The following is a 19,558-nucleotide window of genomic DNA, read 5'->3' on the forward strand; positions in this document are numbered from 1 at the left end:
GGTGCTACGAGCGGAGCGACGGAGGGCCTGCAAAGCACTCGGAGCGGTGCAGCGAGCACTCTCCCTACCTCGTCCTCTCGAACGGGTCGGTGACGCCGTGTAGGCCGTGCTCGGAACACGAGAACGCGGACCTGATACCAACGCCCTCGCCGCCGCACTCGGCGCAGGTCCTGTACTGCTCGTTGCCCGAGCCGTCGCCGACGCGGACGTTCGGTATATCGGTCATGGCAGGTACGCCTTCGGCCCCAGCATCGGCAACGGGCGCCCCGGCGGCTGAGGATGGCGCGGGTTGCCCTGCCTGGTCAGGGGGTCCATCGTGAAGACGTGAACACCAATGCCGGCTAGGAGCGCCCGCACATCGGAAAGAGCCCTTCTCAGCGTGGCCGATCCGCCCATGTTGCCCCACGCGCCAAGCACCTCGGTCGCGCCGAGTTGACGCAGCACCTGGACGATGGCCGCGCAGTTCGCATCGGAGCGCCCCCTGTCGTACCCGCCGAGAGCGCTGGGCTTGGGAGATCGCTCGGGGTAGAGGTTTAGCATGAGCCAGCCGTCGTACCCGCCGATCTCCTCGCTCGCCCGGATCACCCGGTTCACAGTCCTGTCGGACTCGCTCTCGCGCGCGCGCGAGGGATTCATGCCGATAACGATGAGAGGAGGCTTAGAGGGCGAGGAGCCTCCGATCCGACCCAGGGCGAAGCGGTGCCGCGCATCCGCCGGGTTCGGGTCCCAGAAGTCCGGTTCCTGGCCGACGGGATAGGTGATCATGCTGACGCGCCCGCTAGCTCCGCGTACTTGCCCGTGCCGCTGAGCGCCGCGTAGAGCGTCTGGCGGCTTACCCCAAGGTCACGGGCCACCTTCGCCTTCGGGACTCCGCTGTCAGCGCGTTGGCGCGCCTGGGCGATCTGCTCAGGCGTGAGCTTCGCGGCCTTCTCGTACTTGCCGGCCGCCTTGGCGAGAGCGATGCCCTCCAGCTGGCGCTCGCGGATCGACTCACGCTCCAGCTGCGCGAACGCGGCAAAGATCGTGATCATCGCCCGGCCCTCCTTCGTAGAGACGCTCAGCTGGGGCGTGTCGACGAACTCCACGGAGACGCCCTTTGCGAGCAGCTCGTCGATGATGTCGAGCAGGTCGCGGGTATTTCTCGCGAGTCGGTCGATGCTCTTGGTGCGGATCGTGTCGCCTGCCTGCGCGAAGTCCATAAGGGTTCGCAGTTTCTCGCGGTCGTCACGACTCTTGCCTGAGACCTTCTCCTCCACGAGCACGTCGACGCCCGAGAGCGCCTCGTGCTGCCGGTCGAGGTTCTGATCGATCGACGAGACCCTCGCGTAGCCGTAGACGCGGCCGCTGTGCGCCTTTTTCGTTGCCATGTTATAGACCTCCCGGCGAACCTGTAAAGCGACGATCATGTACCACTACATTTTACGCGTGATCATGCGGCAGTAAAAGCTGTCCACCGAGTAGGCCCTGATGGACTGCGAAAAGGCAGCGCAAGAGCGATGTATCTCAGCTCTTCTTCATGCGGACGGCGATCTGGATTGGATCAACTCCGGCACGGATCCCCTCGGCGATAGCCTGCGCATAGATACGTGATTCGTGAAGTGCGTTCTCATAGCCCGGCAGTAAAGCGCGGTTCTCGTCGTCAACGAAGTACAGAATCTCAAGACTCTCGTGGCGAAACTGCCACTCACCCGTCTCTGGCTCCGTGCTTCGGATACGGATCAAGATGCTGGGCGCATCAACTCCCACGCTCCCCAGCTGTCGCATGTTGGGATCGAGCAGAAGCTCATGCTCGTCAGAAGTCACAACGATGTGGCCTGTGTCTCGTCCACCTGGCCAACGGCTCTCCATGTCGGCAACCTGCTCGGGACTGAATTTTTCTGTCGCTTTCGGCCCCATCGCAAGCAGCGTTTTGGACTTCTTATCCCGGATGATCGCAGAGACGGGCCGCGGCCGGAGAGTATGCCCCAGCTCTTCGCCGATCGCGACGAGCAGGCCTGCGGCAGCCGCGCAGTCGGCCTCTGTGCCAAAGAGCTCACCTACGACAATAACAGCGGCGCTCAGTTCCTCCTCAGGGATTCCCCTTTGACTTGCAGACGCACTCGTCGCATTTCTGGCCGCAGCCCGTTCAGCCTTCAGCCTGCTCGCTTTCCCCATGCTCAGTACCCCGCAGCGGCGGTGTCATAAGCGAACCGCGCGTCCGAGTGGTCCAGCACTTTCTCGCGCACCTCTGCGAGTTTGAAGTCGAGAACCCGCAGCTTCCCGTCGATCCGGCTGATCGCCTCGATCCTGTGGAACTGATCGCCGTAGACCTCCGCAAACCGGGCCATGCCGTGCAGCTTCCACGCGGCATCCGGGAGCCAGTGCCCGTGCGGGTCGACGATGCTCGCGCGCACCCCGTCCTCTGTGTCGACGAAGAACAGGAAGTCGGGCCGCAGCGTGCGCCACTCGCCGTGTGAGTCGCGGTAGGCGATACTCATCGAGTCGCGCCCGCCCGTCGGGTTTCGGTACCAGGCGAGGGCGCCTCGCCGCGCCATCTCGGTGTCAAGCACCTCGGTTTCGTCGGCGTTCAGCTTGCCGACCGGGAACATGCCCTCCTCGTCGGACAGCAAATGAAGGGATCGGCGTTCGAGGAGCAGCTCGCTGTCGCCGACGGCACGCTTGGTCTCCTCCTGGCGGTTCTTCGGCAACGCCATCGAGATCAGCTGCGGGTCAGTGCTCATGGCGGTGATCTCCGCGTAGAGGCTCTGCCGCGACTCGGGCAGACCCTTGATCGCGACACGGTGCTCGTCGAGCCACTCCTTCGAGATCGCGTCGGCCTCCTCGTCGAGCTTCGCTCGCGTCTGAGGCAACATCGCGAGGGCAGCGACCCGCACATAGGCGTCGCGGTAGTCGTCCTCGTCATCGGCATCGGCTGTGAGGTGCTCGATGTAGCTACGCGCCACGTCGGGCGTGATCGTGCGTGCACCGCTGCGGTACGAGTCCTGGATTGCACGGTCGTCTGATTTTTCGCGAAAAATTCCGTCGGCACGAGTTCCACGTCGCTGGTTTCCGTGAAGTGTCGAACCGACCACAGTCATCACGTCCTCGCTCGCCTTCGCGAGGTCCTTGGCGTATTGCGCCGCAAGGCCGTTGAGCACACCGTGCAGGCGTTCGTGGGCGATCTTGCCCGCGTCCTGCACGAGCCCGTCTGCGGCGAGGGCGTGAGCGAGCGATGTGACCCGCTTGATGGGGTTCGCGTGCTTGCGCGGCAGCGTCTCCGCGGGCAGCGACTGGAACAGCTCCCAGACCTCGTCGGGTACGGAGCTGTTCGTAGTCATGACCTGCGGGTCGACGAGCACGCGCTGGCCCGTGTCGCCGCCTCCCGTGAGGTCGTTGCCCATGATCTTCTCCAGCACAAGACTGGCCGTCGCCTTGCTGAACTTAGGCAGGATGCACTCGACGCTGTTGAGCAGGTCGTCGCCCTCAACGCGTCGTGCCAGGGGCGTGCGGATCATCCGGCCGAGCAGCTGGGTGATGTGTGTTTCGTCCTTCGCAGGGCGGAAGGACACCATCACCTCCGCGCGCGGGCAGTCCCAGCCCGTGCTGATCGCGTCCTTGGCGAGCAGCACACGAATGTACGAGGCATCTTGCACCCGCTCCGGCGAGATGTAGGGCACGCTGTGCATGCCGAATGTCTGGACCGTATGGTCGCCGAACACATGGGCGATGGCATCGGACTCCAGCTCTGGCCACTTATCGCGGATCACGTCGATGGCCGAGGCGACCTCGTCGGCAGCAGGCTTGTTCGGTACCTGGAGCACCATCAGCGGCTTGATCGGCTCTGTTCCTTGCTCGGCTGCGTAGGCAGCCCACGCGTCGGAGAGCGCTTTCACCTTGCGCACGCCGCGGCGTAGCAGCACGGTGTTGAAATCGCCGGTCTCTGCTGGGAAGTCGAGCACGATGTCGTCCTTCAGGAGACCTGACTCCTGGATGCGCACGGGGTCAACTTGGACCGTGCCGAGGTGCACGCGGTTCGACTGGACCTCTGCCTCTGTCATTGCCGCCTCGAAGCGCTGCACGGTCGCGGAGATGCCCCACACGATCGGCACCGGAGGCACGCCCCTATGGCCGTTGATGAGGCGCTTCACAATGGTCGGCGTGTCCGATGGGCGCTTGCCCATGCCGCGGTGGGCCTCGTCGAGGACCGTATAGAGCGTGAGGTCGTCGTCCTCTATCGTGCTCCGCAGCGTGTCCCAGAACGTGAACGGCACGTTGTCGGGATGCGACTGCACGCCGTCGAGCATGTTCGTATCATCGTGGCCGCGCACTAGGAGGCTATTGCGCGAGAGCTTCGAGGTGTTCAGGAAGTACACGTGGCCCGGCAGCAGCTTCGGGTAGCGGAACGGGTGCTCCACGGTCACGAGCCTGCTCCGCAGGCGGTCTGACGCCTGCTCAAGCCGATAGCGCGTCTGCTGGTTCAAAGCAGGGTCGTCGCTGAACCACAGCACCACGGCGCCCTCGTCGGGCACCACGTCGAAGTCATCGCTTCCCCAGAACATCGCCTCGATCACGGCAGCGGCCATGACCGTCTTGCCAGCGCCGGTCGTCGCGGTCAGGGCCACGGACGAGACGCGTTTGCTCGCGCTGCGGTAGAAGTCCCGCGCCGAGGCGAGCTCGCGCAGGGTGTCGCCGACGGCGTCGGCCTGGTAGTCCTTCAGTGTGAAGCGCATCAGATGTCACCCGTGCTCTCGCAGTTGCGCAGGTAGTCCTCGTAGAGGCGTACGGTCTCGATGCCGGGGATCGCGCTTGCGACCTGCTGGTAGCGCCCGTCATCGTCGGTCACGACGTAGGCGATGCGAATGCCCTCGCGGCGCTGGAGCTCGGCGACGAAGTCGCTGGCGAGGTCGAGGTCCTTGAGGATGCCGTAGCTGTCAGCAACAGCCCAGCCGCCTTCGATGGAGTCGATCCGCTCCCCGACGGCGCCGGCGCGCAGCCAGAGCATCGGCGCGATGGCGGCGAACGCCTTGTCCGCCTCGACCATCCATGGCGACTCGTAGCTAAGGGTGAAGAACGCTGCGTTCTCATCGAAGCCGTCGGACATCGGGAACTCGTCGACGAACTTGTAGTCGCCCTTGATCGGCTCGCCGCTGGGTGTGAGGCCCGTGAGCGCCGCACGGATGCGGGGCTTCGTGATGTAGTCGCAGATGCCCCACTGCTCCCATTCGGGGTCGCCGGCTCGCAGCCCCTGCTTGCGCAGCTTCGTCTGCTCATCGGCCGAGACTTCGTTGTTCGTGACCGAGATGCACTGACGTGTGCCGCCATCCTTCTTGTTTAAACGCATTACCGCGTGAGCAGTCGTGCCAGAACCAGAGAAGAAATCGAGGACGACAGCGTCGGGCTTGTCAGAGACGAAGAAACGGAGAGTGTCTTCGACTGCGTAGAGCGATTTGGGGAACGGAAACTTGCGTCCAGTAAGGAGCTGAGCCAGTAATCGGGATCCGTACTGGGTCGAATCGTGACTTGAATTCCGCCATTGGGTTGGAGGCACGACGTTGCGCTCTGAAGCATCGAGCTGAGAAGTGATCACTGCTCCGTCTTCGGTTCGACCTAGGACCTCGTAGGTGCCATCAGTGATCTTTTTCTGTTCACCCCGCGCAAGGTAGTAGACAGGACTGTTCTCACCCTTATTGGAGCCGACGCGCAAATAGCCTGATTTCCATGCTTCACGAGCTGCCGCCGGCCCCAGACGCCAACGCCCTTCGCTTGCATCTCTACGTATCGGCCAGATGACTTCCTGTCCTTCTGGTGGGACAACGCCCGACCTTTCCACATCTCGGGGCAGAGGGTCACCAATAGACGCGATCTTCGTGGTGCCTGCCTCGACGTAGATCGGGTAGAACATGCCCGGGCGATCTGATCGAGCAGCGTTCTCTGCCGAACGACGCAGGAGGTCCCAGCGAATCTCACCTTTGTGAGTGCGTCCCTTCGTTGTAACCCAGTCACCGCCGAGAGGCAGTCGCTGTGGTTTCGCCTCACCCAGCATTACAAAGAAGAGGTACTCGTCACTTCGGCCAAACTGACCACTCCGTGCAACCGCTGCAGGATTGATGAGACTCGACACCATCTGTATCTGAGCTTCAGGGAAGGTCTGCTCCAACAGTAGCCCGAGCCGCAGGTACTCCTTCTCGTCGATCGTGACGATCAGTACAGAGTCCTCGGGCTTCAGCAGCCGCTTCGCGAGCTTCAGGCGGCGCTCCATGAACGCCAGCCACTTCGAGTGCCGGTATAGGTCGTCACCCTCGACGTAGTCGTTGTTGTACTTCCAGTCGCGGGAGCCTGTGTTGTAGGGCGGGTCGATGTAGATCGCGTCCACCGAGTGCTCGTGCGTGAACGTGAGCAGCTCAAGCACGTGGAAGTTCTCGCCGTTGATCACCGTGTGGAACAGCTTGTCGCCACCCCGCTCCACAGAGCCGTCGGGCCGGAGGCCAGGGTAGATGCGGTCGCGGAACTCCGCGACGAGGACCAGGTCCTCGACCGGCACGGACAGCGTCTCGCGGTCCTCTCCGTTCGGCGTCGAAACCTCGGCGAGGCCGCCGCTAATCGAATCGACGTGCCAGAGACGCTGATCGCCCCTTTCCGCAGAGCCTCTGGGAGGGAGCACGCGGACCTTGTTCGTCTTGCGGATGCGATGGCCCGCCAGCTCGACTGCTTCGGGCGCATGCCGCTCGAAGTTCAGACCGAACGGTAGCCGCTTCTGAAGCGGACGGATCTCGTCACCGAGATCCTTCGCAAGCTTGGGATCGAGTTGTTCTAGCGTGCGCAGCAGGTCCGACAAGCGCGACATCGGCACCCCTTTCTGGCAAGACGAAAAAGCCCGTAATTGCGCGTGCGCAACACGGACTCTCCTTGATCCTACTGATTCACGAGGAGGAGCGCTAAGTCATTCCGTTCCGGGTATGTCACCATCGCTCAGAGTCGGCCGGGTCGGGATAGGGGAGTGATCGGATCAACAATCAAAGGCCCCGCTATGCAGCCCAGCCGGACGCTCGAGCGCGTTTATGGATTTAGGCAAAGGATCCAAGCTCTGCCGAACCTCGGTATTGAAATCGTTCTTGCTGATCCTCGGCTTACTTGACGGGTAGGTGGCAGTGGTGACAGATCGACACGTTGCCTGCTTTCGATGACTTGAGCATTTTGCCGCAGTGCTCGCAGGTCATGGGAATGGTCAACCATACGAAGCCAACGAGTATAAAGAGGAACGGAAACAGTGCTGCCGCGATTGCGGGACTGAGCAGGCCGATCAGTACGGTGAGAAAGACTGAGCCGCCGAAGGTGAACCACCACCATCGGAGGCTGAGGAGGTTTTTCCATCGGAGTCGAAATGGGCGCTGTGGTTGCGAGGTGCCCATCATATGGTCGTTAGAGGCGATCGGGGCTGTATGCTCAGTCCAGCTCGTGCCATCCCAATATCGGAGAATATTCTCCCCTGCCGGATACCAGTCTGCTGGTGCCAGCTGCGTGAATACGGAGGTCGAATCGGCAGTCGCCTGGGAGCCGGTCGAGACGCGAGGCTCTGACGCATGCGTCGATGACGCTACCTCCGGGGCAGATGCAAGGACTCCCCAACGAGTGCCGTCCCACCACTGCGCTTGACCGTTTGCGTTGGTGTACCAACCCGGTGGTGGAGTTGACGAACTGTTCGACTGTACGTTCACGGGACGCTCCCTGGGATGTAATGGCTATCCATGATCTGATGGCTATCCATGCTCTGATGGCTATCCATAACAGTAGCGTGGCTACAAGCCGATGGAGTTAAATATGTGTCATTCGGACCCGTTAATGAGCCCAACTTCGACGCTCTGCGAGCGCATCTTTCTCAGCTGCGTCACGACCGAGGGTGGTCCTACGATGAACTGGCAGCAAGATCTGGTGTTGGTCGCGCCACGCTCGTAGCGCTGGAGTCTGGGAAGCCTCGACGTTCCGAGAAGCCGTCAACAGAAGGAACGCTCCGGACCTGGTTTCGGATCGCGCAAGCGTTCGAAGTATCTCTTGGTGACCTGGTTGCGCCGCTGTACCTGCCAGAAGCAGACTGAATTCCTGTCTCGCAAGTTGGTACCATCCGGCGAACTAGCTGAGCTAGCTGGGGCCGGAAGCTTCTTGTGGCAGATGGATCGTATGGAAAGTCTCGAACACCGGACGTGCCCAAAATGCGATTGCAGCTGTGGGTCGGAACCGTCTGACGTCGGGGATTGAGGAGTGCAAGTTGCTCTTGTGTGCGAACGGCACATAGTGCATACCGTCGTTCGGCCGTTTGCTTGAAAGCCGCCGTTGGGCTCCAGAATAACTTAGTTCTGACGAATCTTTGCTCGTGAGGCGAGTGTCATGGTTTCCAGCTGTAACGAATCGAGCCGCGAGTCTTGCTTACGGAATTTCGTCGAGACTCGTACTCGATTGGTGATTCAGGCACGAAAGATGCGAACGTGAATATCGCGTGGCAGGCGTGCCGCGATCTTCTGAAGATGTTGATGGCTGCAACCGATAAGCGCTTCTTGTTCGATGCTGAAAGAGAGTCGGTTACTGAAGTCCGCGCCATTCTGAATCTCGTAGCTTGAGGACGTCGCAAAGTTGCTGCCGAAGCGAGAACTTAGAGTGCGCTCAATTGCAGTTGCCAATTCCATCATGTGCGCCGCGTGAAGCTCTAGGCCAGTCCGTGAGTACTCGTCGCGAAGCCTGAGTGTGGCGTAGTACTGGAAGCCCCAGCCAGCCGACAGGGCATGCCTAAGTTCTCTCTGGCGCCGTACCCTCTTGAAAGCCTTGTATGCCACCTTGCCGATCGTTGACGCGACCCTACCAAACTGGCTGACGCCGGTAGCTCCCATCTGCGGCTGGATGAACTTTATAGTGATGCCTCGTTCGTCGCAGATGCGTTTGATATCCGACCTGATTTGGTTCGCGGATGTGGCGTTTCCCGTGGGGGAAACAGGCGTGACACCGGCAGGATTTGAAGCACGTGAGTGTGCAGGATCGGCTCGTCGCGAGCAGACGCGTACTGCAAGGGAACATAGCTTCCTGATGACAAATCCACTCCGCGTGTTCGACGTTTAGGCCGTGGACCTCATCTTACGAACTAACGTCGCAGCGTCTGAATCAACTAATTACGAAATTCAGATCTGCACAGATGGGTGAACCATTATGTTCCCATTTTATTCAACGGTGCGTATTTCTTCCCTAACACGGTGGCTCCGGAGCGCTGGAAATGAGCGGTTGCATGCTGCGTTGACCCTGCTCTCATTCTTATGTGATCTCCCGCGTCCAGCTCCTCCGCCTCGCTGAAGGGCGCATGAAGAATTCACACTTACATTAACATTTGCTGCAGCGCAACCGATCGATCGCCGCACTCGCCGGGGCCACGCTCGTGACGGAGGCGGGCACGCGCTCAGGGTCGATCAACACGGCCGGGCACGCGGCCGAACTCGGTCGGAGCCTCGGGGCGGTGCCCGGGCCGGTCACCAGTGCGACGTCAGCCGGCTGTCACCGGCTCATTCGCGAATACGGCGCGACACTCGTGTCGAACGCGCGTGAGCTCCGAGAGTTCCTCGGTCTCGGTGACGCGGCGAGTGAACTTCTCAGCGCCCTCGCCGGTCGTCAATCGGCAGCGCATCGCCGAGTGCTCGACGCGCTGCCGCTACGCGGAAGCCGGAGCGCGGAAGACGTGGCGCTCGCCGCCGGGCTGACCGTCGAGGAAGTCCGCGGAGTCATCGCCGAGCTCGAGATGCTCGAATGCGTTGCTCGCGCTGAGGATGCTCCAGGCGGGCAGCGCTGGCGCCTGCTGCGTCGTGAATGACGTCGAGGGGATCTCACCTGGCCACCCGCGACGGTAGTGGAGCCCGCGCCGTGCGTTCGCAGCGGGCTCATGCGGCGAGGAGCGGGTTGCGCTGCGCCCACTTGGTGGCATCGTTCTCCTGAAGGGCGACGAGGCCGCGCGGGGTGTACGACATCGCCATGAGTGCCTTGATCCAAGCGGGATTCAGCTGGGGCGTCTTGCCCCCGCTGAAGCGGAAGGCGATCGGGGAGTGCTCCGAGATCCACACCTCGTGTCGCCCGCTTCCCCGGCTCGCATCAACCGCCCAGCTGAGGAAGAATCCCTCCCGTTTCGCGAGCTTCATCCCGATCACCGTTTTCAGGTGGGCGAGCGTGCGGTCTTCGAACTCGTATTCCCGGCCACCGTGCAGTATGTATCCCATACAAGAAGTATGACATAATTTAAGCAACTGAGAAAGTAACTATTTGAGCGATTGAGAATGAGTGAGGTTGGGCGCGTACAACCCGTCGGGAACTGGCGCCGCAACCCGGTTCTGACCGCGAAACATCATCGGCGAGGATCCGCATATGGAGAGGCCATACAATCGCTGGAGATTCATCGGTCGCCGTCGCGCGTGGTCGAAATGAAGTTGAACGGTCGCGAGAGCGACCGCATGATCGATGGAGAGGCCGCAATGGATGGCGAAGCCGAAATGTTCCGCTACCTCGTGGACGCGGTGCAGGACTACTCGATCTATCTCCTCTCGCCTGGCGGGCTCGTGACGACCTGGAATTCCGGCGCAGAGCGCATCAAGGGGTACCGGAGAGACGAGATCGTTGGAAAATCCTTCGAGACGTTCTTCACCGGGGAAGACCGGGCCGATGGCTTACCCGCCCGCATCCTCGCATCTGCGAACCGTGACGGCCGGATGGAGACGGAGGGCTGGCGGGTGCGCAAGGACGGGTCGCAGTTCTGGGCCCACGTCACGGTGAATGCAGTGCGGAACGATCGCGACGTCGTGATCGGTTTCGCGAAGATCACGCGAGACGTCACCGTTGCCCGCGAGGCTTCGAATGCGCTGCGCCGCGCAGCCTCCACGGACCCGCTCACCGGGATGTGGAATCGATCTGCGTTCCTCTCGGAACTCGCCCAGTGGTCCGCCGATGCGGCTCCGTTCGCGGTCGCGATCATCGACCTCAACGATTTCAAACGAATCAACGACACGCTCGGGCATGCGGCGGGCGACGAGCTGCTGCGCGCCACCGCCGAGAACCTGCATCGCAGGGAAGAACTCGGCATCGTGACCGCCAGACTGGGCGGGGACGAATTCGCCGCAGCCGCGTTGACGCCCGACCCGCAATCGGTCGAAGACTTCGTCGACGGCGTCACCGATGCCATGCGCGCACCGGTGCGCTTCCACGAGAAGACGAGAACAGTGCCGGCCAGTATCGGGATCGCTCGGTTCCCGGCCGATGCGAGCGACATCTCCGAGCTGCTCGTGCGCGCTGACGCCGCCATGTACGACGCGAAGGAGCGCGGAGCCGACGACGCGATGCGCTACCGCGAGGGCCTGCTCGAGCATTCAGCCTCACGTCGATTCCTCGGACGGCAGATTGTGGGCGCCATCGCACGCGATGAGTTCACCGTGCTCTATCAGCCGCAGTCGTCGCTGAAGGATGCAGCCGTCGTGGGATGGGAGGCCCTCGTCCGGTGGAGGCACCCCATTCTCGGCCTGCTGCATCCGGGGGGGTTCATCTCCATCGCCGAGGCCAACGGCACCATCGTGCAGCTGGGAGAGTGGGTGCTGCGACGCGCGTGCCGAGATGCAGCGGGCTGGGGCAACAGCTCCCGCGTGGCGGTCAACGTTTCAGCGGCGCAACTCACGGACGACGAGTTTCTGGGGTCGGTGACGCGCGCCCTCGAGGAGAGCGGGCTCGAACCCGGCAGGCTCGAACTGGAGATCACCGAATCAACGCTGATCTCGCACCGGAAAGAGGTCGTCTCGACCTTCGAGGAATTGCAGAGGCTCGGCGTGCTCATCGCGCTCGACGACTTCGGGACCGGTTTCTCATCGTTGGACACGCTGCTCTCGTTCGGTTTCGACCGGGTGAAGATCGACCGCTCCGTGCTGTACGAGAGTCTGCAGCCGTCTCGCACCCGCGATGTGCTTCGGGCGATTCTTGCCCTCGGCCACGCCCTGACGGCCACAGTGCTGGTGGAAGGCGTGGAAACCGAACAGCAGCGCGAGATCCTCAAGCTCGAAGGCTTCGACGAGATTCAGGGATTCCTCACCGGCCGACCAGGTGCCGGGCCGTCGGACCCCTCGCAGAGCGAAGACGCGGATGCGCCCGGTGCTCAGGGAGCCGGTCGTGACACGGGACTCGAAACGGGACAGATCCTGCTCCCGCGCCCATGACGCCGCAGGCGAGGGGACACTCCGCCGATGCGGGGGGCCCGGAGTACGCGAACGACGAGAATGAGACCATGCGATTGTCTACAGCCGTCGAGCGGTTCCTCGCGGCGGTGCAACTGGAGTACGGCTACTCGGAGCACACCGTGCGCGCCTACCAGCGGGACCTCGCCTGGTTCGTCTCATTCGCTGCGGCTTCCGATCGCGACGATCTCGCCTCCTGCGACATCGAGCTCATGCGCGAGTGGCTGTGGCAGCGGCAGCAGCAAGGGCTCGCGGCGACGACCATCGCCCGTAACGTCGCCACACTGAAGTCGTTCGGAGTCTGGCTCGAGCGTTCCCGACTCGTGCCTGGGAACCCCGCATCCCGACTGCGCGCGCCGAAAGCAGGGCGGGATCTTCCTCGAGTCCTCGCCGATGAGCAGATGCGCCGACTGCTCGCGCGCGTCGAGGCACGTGCGACCGTCGAGCATCCCGAATCGCTCCGCGACCATGCCGTGTTCGAGCTGCTGTACGCCGCCGCGCTGCGCGTTTCCGAGCTGTGCACGCTGCCGCTGAGCGGCGTCGACGCGGAAGCCCGCACCGTCCGGGTGCTGGGAAAAGGAGGGAAGGAGCGAGTCGTGCCGTACGGCGGCCCCGCCGCACGCGCTGTGGATTCGTACGCGACGCTCGCTCGCCCCGCGCTGCTCGCCCGCGCCGCGCAGTCGCAGCGCGCTGCTCCGCCCCCGAGCGATCACGGAGCCCTGTTCGTGGGGAGCCGAGGGGGGCGATTGACTCCGAACGCGGTGTACCGCATGGTGGCACGGGAGCTCGGGGAGGAGACGGGAGGAGGCCCGAGGGGGCCGCACACCTTCCGCCACACGGCGGCGACCCATCTGCTGAACGGTGGGGCTGACTTGCGGGTGGTGCAGGAGATGCTGGGGCATTCGAGTCTGGCGAGCACGCAGGTGTACACGCACGTTTCGACGGAGAGGCTGGCGCAGAGCTATCGGCAGGCGCACCCCCGCGCGTGAGAACCGCACCGCCAGCGCTCACCACGGCAGCAGTACGGGTCGGCTGACGAAGTACCGCATCGGATGCACATACGATCCGTCGATGCGCACTCCGAGATGCACGCACCGCGCTCCGCAATGCCCGCCCTCGCCGACGGTGCCGATGGGGGAGCCGATGCCCACGGTGTCTCCCTGCCGCACATCGCTGGACACGGGTTCCATCGAGTACACCGTCTGGTCGTCGACGCGCACAGAGATCACGGGTCGGTCCACGACGGAGCCAGCGAAGCTGACCGTCCCGCCCGCGGGCGCCCGCACCACCGCGCCCGTCGGTGCAGCGATGTCGATGCCCCGGTGGCCGGGCCCGTACTCGTGCGGCGGCGCGCGGAAGGTCTCGAGGATCACGAAGCCGGGCAGTTCCAGTGGTGGCAGCCAGCGCGCTTCGCCAGAAGCACCCGTCATTGCCGTGGAGTGGGTCAGAGCGAGCCAGAGAGATGCACCGACCATGAGCCAGCGCCCCCGCGGCATCAGTGCGATTCGTGCGTTCATGCAGACATCGTGGACCAACACGTGCTTCGGATGGTCGGTACCAGCGCGGCTGTGAGGAAGTCGCGCGGGTCGTCCGAGAATTGAGTGGTGTGAGCGAATCAAACGGTGACTGCGCTGGTGTACACTGGACCAGCACCTTGCAAGAGGTGACTTCGCGTGCCCACGCATCGGAGTGACGCCAACGGTCCGTGCTCGTATCGAGCGCGGCGGCTGATCCCGAGGGCACCAGGATCTGGTCGCAATCGCGACCGATGTCAACCGTAATAGGCGCGCCCGCGAGGGTGCGCAGAACAGGAGGACGGCAATGGCCGTCGTTACCATGCGCCAGCTGCTCGACAGCGGCGTTCACTTCGGACACCAGACCCGCCGTTGGAACCCGAAGATGAAGCGCTTCATCTTCACCGAGCGCTCGGGCATCTACATCATCGATCTGCAGCAGTCGCTCGGATACATCGATGCTGCGTACGAGTTCGTGAAGCAGACCGTTGCCCGTGGCGGCAACATCCTCTTCGTCGGCACCAAGAAGCAGGCGCAGGAGGCCATCGCCGAGCAGGCGACCCGTGTCAACCAGCCCTACGTGAACCAGCGTTGGCTGGGCGGACTCCTCACCAACTTCCAGACGGTCACCGGTCGACTGGAGCGCATGAAGGAGCTCGAGCAGCTCGACTTCGAGGGCACGACGAGCGGCTTCACGAAGAAGGAGCTCCTCCTCAAGAAGCGCGAACTCGAGAAGCTGCAGAAGTCGCTCGGCGGAATCCGTCACATGGGCAAGACCCCCTCGGCTCTCTGGGTGGTCGACACCAAGAAGGAGCACCTCGCGATCGACGAGGCGAAGAAGCTCGGGATCCCCGTGATCGCGATCCTCGACACCAACTGCGATCCCGACGAGGTCACCTACCCGATTCCGGGCAACGACGACGCGATCCGCTCGGTCGCGCTGCTCACCCGCGTCATCGCCGATGCCGCTGCTGAGGGCCTCATGGAGCGCCACCAGAAGCCGTCGGAGGGTTCCGAGCAGGCCGCTGAGCCGCTCGCCGAGTGGGAGGTCGAGCTGCTCGGCACCGACGCTCCCGCCGCAGAGGCGCCGGCCGCTGCCGCTGCTGAGGAGGAGGCACCTGCTGCCGAGGAGGCACCTGCTGCTGCAGAGGCACCCGCAGCGGAAGAGGCACCGGCCGAGGCCGCTGCCGAGACCCCGGCCGCAGAATAATCTCTGACCGTTCACCGAACGACCACTGAAGGAGTCACACATGGCTGCAGTAAGCATGGCCGCTGTGAAGGAGCTGCGCGATCGCCTCGGCGCCGGCATGCTCGACAGCAAGAACGCACTCATCGAGGCTGACGGAGACGTCGAGAAGGCCATCGAGATCCTGCGTCTCAAAGGCCTCAAGGGCGTCGCCAAGCGCGGCGACCGCGAGGCGAGCGAAGGCCTCGTCGCCGTTCGGCAGACCGAGGGCGCCGCAACGATGATCGAGCTCGTCTGCGAGACCGACTTCGTCGCGAAGAACGAGAAGTTCATCGCTCTGGCGGAGCGCGTCCTCGACGCGATCGTCGCGGCGCAGGCCTCGACCGTCGAGGAGGCCCTCGCGGCCCCCGCCGAGGGCAAGACCGTCGCCGACGTCATCACCGAGGAAGCCGCCATCATCGGCGAGCGCATCGAGGTGCGCAAGCTGTCGCGCGTCGAAGCACCAGCTACCTCGGTGTACCTGCACCAGACCTCGAAGGATCTGCCGCCGCAGATCGGCGTGGTCGTTGGGTACGAGGGCGACGACGCCGAGGCTGCGCTCAGCATCGCGCGTCACATCTCATTCGCGGATCCGCTCTACCTGAGCCGCGAGGATGTGCCCGAGGCCGATGTGGAGAAGGAGCGCGCACTCGTCACGGAGATCTCCAAGAACGAGGGCAAGCCCGAGGCCGCACTGCCGAAGATCGTGGAAGGTCGTCTGACCGCGTTCTTCAAGCAGGTCGCACTCAACGAGCAGGTTCACGCGCTCGACGCAGACAAGCGCGAGGTGAAGAAGGTCGCTGAAGCCGCAGGCATCACCGTCACCGGCTTCGCGCGCTGCAAGGTCGGCGCCTAACCACACACACCGGGACCCGGGCCAGACGGCTCGGGTCCCGTGCTGTGTCCGCACTAATATGGGCTCCGGATGCGATCCGGGCCCGACGACGCTTCCAGCGTCCCCGTTCGAAACAAGGAGACACCCCACATGACGAAGACCGCCGATCGTAAGCGTCGCGTACTGCTGAAGCTCTCGGGGGAGGCCTTCGGAGGGGGAACGCTGGGAGTGAACCCAGACGTGGTGAGCCAGATCGCGCGCGAGATCGCCGCGGCGATGGAAGAGGCCGAGGTCGCCGTCGTCGTCGGAGGAGGGAACTTCTTCCGCGGCGCCGAGCTCTCGCAGCGCGGCATGGATCGCGCGCGCGCCGATTACATGGGCATGCTGGGAACCGTCATGAACGCGCTCGCCCTGCAGGACTTCCTCGAACAAGCAGGGATCGAGACGCGCGTGCAGTCGGCGATCACGATGACGCAGGTCGCTGAGACGTACATCCCGCTGCGCGCAATCCGACATCTCGAGAAGGGGCGCGTGGTGATCTTCGGGGCGGGAGCCGGCCTTCCGTACTTCTCGACCGACACCGTTGCCGCGCAGCGCGCGCTCGAGATCCAGGCCGATGAGGTGCTGGTCGCTAAGAACGGCGTCGACGGCGTCTACACGGCCGACCCGCGGCAGGACCCGAATGCGACCCTCATCGAGAAGATCACCTACAACGATGCTCTCGTGCGCGGCCTCAAGGTCGTCGACTCCACATCCTTCAGCCTCTGCATGGACAACGGCATGCCGATGCGCGTCTTCGGCATGGAGCCGGCCGGAAACGTGACAGCTGCGCTGCGAGGCGCAGAACTCGGCACACTCGTCCACGCCTGACACCGCCTTGCGGGCGGTGCCCGCTAAGCTGGAAATCCGAGCGTTTTCACTAAGGAGTACACCGTGATCGAAGAAGTCTTCGCCGACGTCAAGGACCGCATGAGCCGTGTGGTCGAATCCGCGAAGGAGAGCTTCGCCACGGTTCGCACGGGGCGTGCGAACCCGTCGCTGCTGCAGAACGTGCAGGTCGACTATTACGGAACCCCCACGCCCCTGTCGCAGCTCGCTTCGGTGCAGAACCAGGATGCTCGGAGTCTGCTCGTGACCCCCTACGACAAGGGCGCGATGAAGGGCATCGAGCAGGCGATTCGCGATATGCCGAACCTCGGTGCGAACCCGTCCAACGACGGCACGGTCATCCGCTTGTCGCTTCCCGAGCTGACGACTGAGCGCCGCAAGGAGTTCGTCAAGATCGTCAAGGGCAAGGCCGAGGATGCTCGCGTGGCGGTGCGCAACGTGCGTCGCTCCGGCAAGGACGATCTGGACGCCCTCAAGGGCGAGGTCGGCGAGGACGAGATCGCTCGCGCTGAGAAGGAGCTCGAGGCGGTCACCAAGCAGTTCATCGAGCAGATCGATGAGGCGTCCAAGCGCAAAGAAGCCGAGCTGCTGGAGGTCTGATCCGGATGGCCGGCTCGGAGAAACGCGACGAGATTCGAAGCGCGCTCGAATCGACTCGCGCGCAGCTCGAAGCGACGAATGCTCGCATCGAGGCTCGAGCCGGCCGCAATCTCGCATTCGCCATCGCCTCGGGAGTCATTCTCGGCGGGGTGTTCCTCGCGAGCCTGCTGCTGGTGAAGCAGATCTTCATCGTGCTCGTGGCGATCCTGGTCGGGATCGCGCTCGTGGAACTCGCTTCGGCTTTCCGGGTGGCCGGCCGGCGCGTGCCGCGGGTGGGCGTCGTTCTCGCAGGCCTCGTCGTGGTCGCCGGTGCGGCGTTCTGGGGCGCCGAGGGCATGCTCATGGGCCTCTTCGCCGGATCGCTGCTGCTCATTCTCTGGAGGCTGGTCGAAGGGCTCGTGCCGCGTTGGGAGGCGCCGGCGCGGACACTCGTGCGTGACGTCTTCTCCGGCTGGTTCACGCTCGTGTACGTCGCATTCCTGGCATCGTTCACCGTGCTGCTGGTGCTCGCGGAGCACGGCGAGTGGTGGGTGTTCGCGCTCGTTCTGGTCGTCGTCTCGGTCGACGTGGGCGCCTATGCAGCGGGCGTGACGTTCGGCAAGCACAAGATGACCCCCCGGATCAGTCCGAACAAGACCTGGGAGGGCTTCGCAGGAGCTGCGATCGTCGCGGCAGGAGCGGGCGTCCTGGTATCGGTGCTCGCCCTCGGACAGCCCTGGTGGGTCGGCATCATCATCGGCGTCGTGGTGCTCTTCACCGCGACGGGCGGCGACCTCACCGAGTCCCTCATCAAACGCAATTTGGGTGTGAAAGACATGAGTTCCTGGATTCCTGGTCACGGCGGTTTTCTCGATCGCCTCGATTCTCTGCTGCCGTCCGCGGTGGGCGTCTACGGCGTCGCGCTCGCGCTGGGTGTCGTGTGATGGCGCGGCGCTCTCAGCCGGCGGACACTGCTCCCGTGCAGAATGGTCGGGTGCACACCTCATTCCCGCTCGCGACGGGCTCGCAGCTCGGCTATCAGCCGGAGCAGGTCGACCGCTTCCTGAACGATGCCCGCTCCGCGTACGAAGGTGCGACGGAAGGCGAGGCGATGACCTCCGCCGCGGTGCGGAGCCGCGCGTTCGCGGTGAAGCGCGGCGGGTATTCGGCGCGATACGTTGATGCGGCGATGGATCGCCTGGAAGAGGTGTTCTATGAGCGGGAGCGGCGTGCGCGGGTACGCGCGGCGGGCGAGGACGCCTGGTGGGATGAGACCCGCCAACTGCTCTCGGAAGTGCGCGGACGCATCAATCGTCCGCGAGGCAAGCGGTTTCGGCGTCGTGGGATGTTCGCGACGGGGTACCGCCGGTCTCAGGTCGATGCGTTCCTCGATCGCGTGTCGGAGATGTTCGAGCGCCGTGAGCTCGCCCTGCAGCCCGCAGAGGCGCGCGACGTCGTATTCCATTCGCAGTGGCGCGGGTACGACGAAGAACAGGTGGACGCGCTGCTCGACGCCGTCGTCGAGTTGATCCTTGCCACTCGCTAGCGCTCGGGCAACAGGTTTCGGGACGATCCGCTCCTCCCGGTTGTCGATTCGAGGCTGCCGAGATAGAATCGTTACATTGTGGCTATCGTGAAGTTTGCTCCCGTCTCCCGTTGGTCGAAGCTTCGAGCTCCGGTCGCGGTGCTCGCGGTATCCGGGTTCCTGGGTGCAGCGATCGTCGCTCCGTTCGCGATGCCGAGCGAGCCGGCTGACGCGGAGACGCTGGCGTTCCAGGAGCGCATCCATCAGGAGTTCATCCCGGCGACCACGGCTGAAGCGGATCTCGTCTACACCGAGGTCGGCGTCGTAGAGCTGCCGGATCCCGAGGAGGTTCGGAAGAAGCAAGAGGCGAAGCGGGCTGCCGACGCGGCGAAGGCCGCGAAGGAAGCGGAGGAAGCCGCGAAAGACGAAGCTGAGGCAGGGGGCGCCCCAGCTTCGGATGCCCCCGGAGCTCCGCCGAAGTACACGGGCGGCGGCTCACCGGCGGAGTGGATGGCGGCTGCAGGAATTCCGGAGTCGGACTGGGGCTACGTCGATTACATCGCCTCACGTGAGAGCACGTGGAATCCGAATGCCACGAACGCGAGCTCCGGAGCATGCGGGCTGATTCAGGCCCTTCCATGCAGCAAGGTTCCCGGCAACGGATACGATCCAGTCGACAATCTCCGGTGGGCTTCGGGCTACGCTGCTGATCGCTACGGGGGATGGGCTCAGGCGTACGCGTTCTGGACCGCCAACCACTGGTGGTGACTGGGAGTC

At 63.8% G+C, this 19,558-nt stretch carries 21 protein-coding genes; 11 read left to right on the plus strand and 10 right to left on the minus strand.

The window, feature by feature from the left end:
* Nucleotides 1–64: 64 nt before the first annotated feature.
* The 7 genes from ABFX18_RS05845 to ABFX18_RS05875 all read right to left on the minus strand — a co-directional run bounded on the left by ABFX18_RS05845 (nt 65) and on the right by ABFX18_RS05875 (nt 7,694).
* Nucleotides 65–226, minus strand: a complete 162-nt coding sequence (locus ABFX18_RS05845; protein WP_346057714.1) for a hypothetical protein — start codon at nt 224–226, stop codon at nt 65–67.
* The gene (locus ABFX18_RS05850; protein ID WP_346057715.1) at nt 223–765 is read right to left on the minus strand and encodes a DUF1643 domain-containing protein; all 543 of its coding nucleotides are present in this window, start codon (nt 763–765) and stop codon (nt 223–225) included. Before ABFX18_RS05850 ends, ABFX18_RS05845 begins: the two co-directional genes overlap by 4 nt.
* Entirely contained in the window at nt 762–1,367 is a 606-nt protein-coding gene (locus ABFX18_RS05855) for a recombinase family protein (protein WP_346057716.1), read from the minus strand. Before ABFX18_RS05855 ends, ABFX18_RS05850 begins: the two co-directional genes overlap by 4 nt.
* A gap of 136 nt (nt 1,368–1,503) precedes the next feature.
* Nucleotides 1,504–2,154, minus strand: coding sequence for a hypothetical protein (locus ABFX18_RS05860; RefSeq protein WP_346057717.1), 651 nt, complete (start codon nt 2,152–2,154; stop codon nt 1,504–1,506).
* A gap of 2 nt (nt 2,155–2,156) precedes the next feature.
* Nucleotides 2,157–4,709 (minus strand): DEAD/DEAH box helicase, encoded by a 2,553-nt coding sequence (locus ABFX18_RS05865; RefSeq protein ID WP_346057718.1) that lies wholly within the window; start codon nt 4,707–4,709, stop codon nt 2,157–2,159.
* The gene (locus ABFX18_RS05870) at nt 4,709–6,823 is read right to left on the minus strand and encodes a site-specific DNA-methyltransferase (RefSeq protein WP_346057719.1); all 2,115 of its coding nucleotides are present in this window, start codon (nt 6,821–6,823) and stop codon (nt 4,709–4,711) included. The genes ABFX18_RS05865 and ABFX18_RS05870 overlap by 1 nt, the downstream gene beginning before the upstream one ends.
* Nucleotides 6,824–7,106: 283 nt before the next feature.
* Nucleotides 7,107–7,694, minus strand: coding sequence for a DUF2510 domain-containing protein (locus ABFX18_RS05875; RefSeq protein ID WP_346057720.1), 588 nt, complete (start codon nt 7,692–7,694; stop codon nt 7,107–7,109).
* Between the two features lie 105 nt (nt 7,695–7,799).
* Here ABFX18_RS05875 and ABFX18_RS14235 point away from each other — a divergent pair, with 105 nt between their 5' ends.
* Nucleotides 7,800–8,072, plus strand: a complete 273-nt coding sequence (locus tag ABFX18_RS14235; RefSeq protein ID WP_428833633.1) for a helix-turn-helix transcriptional regulator — start codon at nt 7,800–7,802, stop codon at nt 8,070–8,072.
* 366 nt (nt 8,073–8,438) lie between these two features.
* Here ABFX18_RS14235 and ABFX18_RS05880 read toward each other — a convergent pair whose 3' ends face one another.
* Entirely contained in the window at nt 8,439–8,804 is a 366-nt protein-coding gene (locus tag ABFX18_RS05880; RefSeq protein ID WP_346057721.1) for a hypothetical protein, read from the minus strand.
* A 542-nt stretch (nt 8,805–9,346) separates the two neighbouring features.
* On the opposite strand from ABFX18_RS05880, the gene ABFX18_RS05885 reads away from it, so the two are divergent.
* A complete protein-coding gene (locus ABFX18_RS05885) occupies nt 9,347–9,823 on the plus strand; it encodes a DNA-processing protein DprA (RefSeq protein ID WP_346057722.1) in 477 nt (158 codons plus the stop codon).
* A 67-nt stretch (nt 9,824–9,890) separates the two neighbouring features.
* On the opposite strand, the gene ABFX18_RS05890 is transcribed toward ABFX18_RS05885, so the two are convergent.
* On the minus strand, nt 9,891–10,223 hold the full coding sequence (locus ABFX18_RS05890; RefSeq protein ID WP_346057723.1) for a DUF7882 family protein: 333 nt from the start codon (nt 10,221–10,223) through the stop codon (nt 9,891–9,893).
* Nucleotides 10,224–10,424: 201 nt separating this feature from the next.
* Between ABFX18_RS05890 and ABFX18_RS05895 the strand changes: the two genes are divergently transcribed.
* On the plus strand, nt 10,425–12,197 hold the full coding sequence (locus ABFX18_RS05895; RefSeq protein WP_346058010.1) for a putative bifunctional diguanylate cyclase/phosphodiesterase: 1,773 nt from the start codon (nt 10,425–10,427) through the stop codon (nt 12,195–12,197).
* Nucleotides 12,198–12,265: 68 nt separating this feature from the next.
* Nucleotides 12,266–13,204, plus strand: a complete 939-nt coding sequence (locus ABFX18_RS05900) for a tyrosine recombinase XerC (protein ID WP_211648087.1) — start codon at nt 12,266–12,268, stop codon at nt 13,202–13,204.
* A gap of 18 nt (nt 13,205–13,222) precedes the next feature.
* On the opposite strand, the gene ABFX18_RS05905 is transcribed toward ABFX18_RS05900, so the two are convergent.
* Entirely contained in the window at nt 13,223–13,732 is a 510-nt protein-coding gene (locus ABFX18_RS05905) for a murein hydrolase activator EnvC family protein (protein WP_200329295.1), read from the minus strand.
* Nucleotides 13,733–14,036: 304 nt separating this feature from the next.
* Between ABFX18_RS05905 and rpsB the strand changes: the two genes are divergently transcribed.
* The 7 genes from rpsB to ABFX18_RS05940 all read left to right on the plus strand — a co-directional run bounded on the left by rpsB (nt 14,037) and on the right by ABFX18_RS05940 (nt 19,549).
* Complete coding sequence (gene rpsB, locus ABFX18_RS05910; RefSeq protein ID WP_346057724.1) at nt 14,037–14,939, plus strand: 30S ribosomal protein S2; 903 nt, start codon at nt 14,037–14,039, stop codon at nt 14,937–14,939.
* 40 nt (nt 14,940–14,979) lie between these two features.
* Nucleotides 14,980–15,810, plus strand: coding sequence for a translation elongation factor Ts (gene tsf / locus ABFX18_RS05915; protein ID WP_090148248.1), 831 nt, complete (start codon nt 14,980–14,982; stop codon nt 15,808–15,810).
* A 129-nt stretch (nt 15,811–15,939) separates the two neighbouring features.
* Nucleotides 15,940–16,659 carry a UMP kinase gene (gene pyrH, locus ABFX18_RS05920; protein WP_090148250.1) on the plus strand — a complete coding sequence of 240 codons (720 nt, stop codon included), beginning with the start codon at nt 15,940–15,942 and terminating at the stop codon, nt 16,657–16,659.
* A 63-nt stretch (nt 16,660–16,722) separates the two neighbouring features.
* On the plus strand, nt 16,723–17,277 hold the full coding sequence (gene frr / locus ABFX18_RS05925) for a ribosome recycling factor (RefSeq protein ID WP_090148253.1): 555 nt from the start codon (nt 16,723–16,725) through the stop codon (nt 17,275–17,277).
* A 5-nt stretch (nt 17,278–17,282) separates the two neighbouring features.
* Nucleotides 17,283–18,200 (plus strand): phosphatidate cytidylyltransferase, encoded by a 918-nt coding sequence (locus ABFX18_RS05930; RefSeq protein ID WP_211648090.1) that lies wholly within the window; start codon nt 17,283–17,285, stop codon nt 18,198–18,200.
* A gap of 50 nt (nt 18,201–18,250) precedes the next feature.
* Nucleotides 18,251–18,802, plus strand: coding sequence for a DivIVA domain-containing protein (locus tag ABFX18_RS05935; protein ID WP_346057725.1), 552 nt, complete (start codon nt 18,251–18,253; stop codon nt 18,800–18,802).
* Between the two features lie 78 nt (nt 18,803–18,880).
* Complete coding sequence (locus tag ABFX18_RS05940; protein WP_090148261.1) at nt 18,881–19,549, plus strand: aggregation-promoting factor C-terminal-like domain-containing protein; 669 nt, start codon at nt 18,881–18,883, stop codon at nt 19,547–19,549.
* The last annotated feature ends 9 nt before the right edge of the window (nt 19,550–19,558 follow it).

Source organism: Leucobacter alluvii, from assembly GCF_039530485.1.
Taxonomy (GTDB): domain Bacteria; phylum Actinomycetota; class Actinomycetes; order Actinomycetales; family Microbacteriaceae; genus Leucobacter; species Leucobacter alluvii.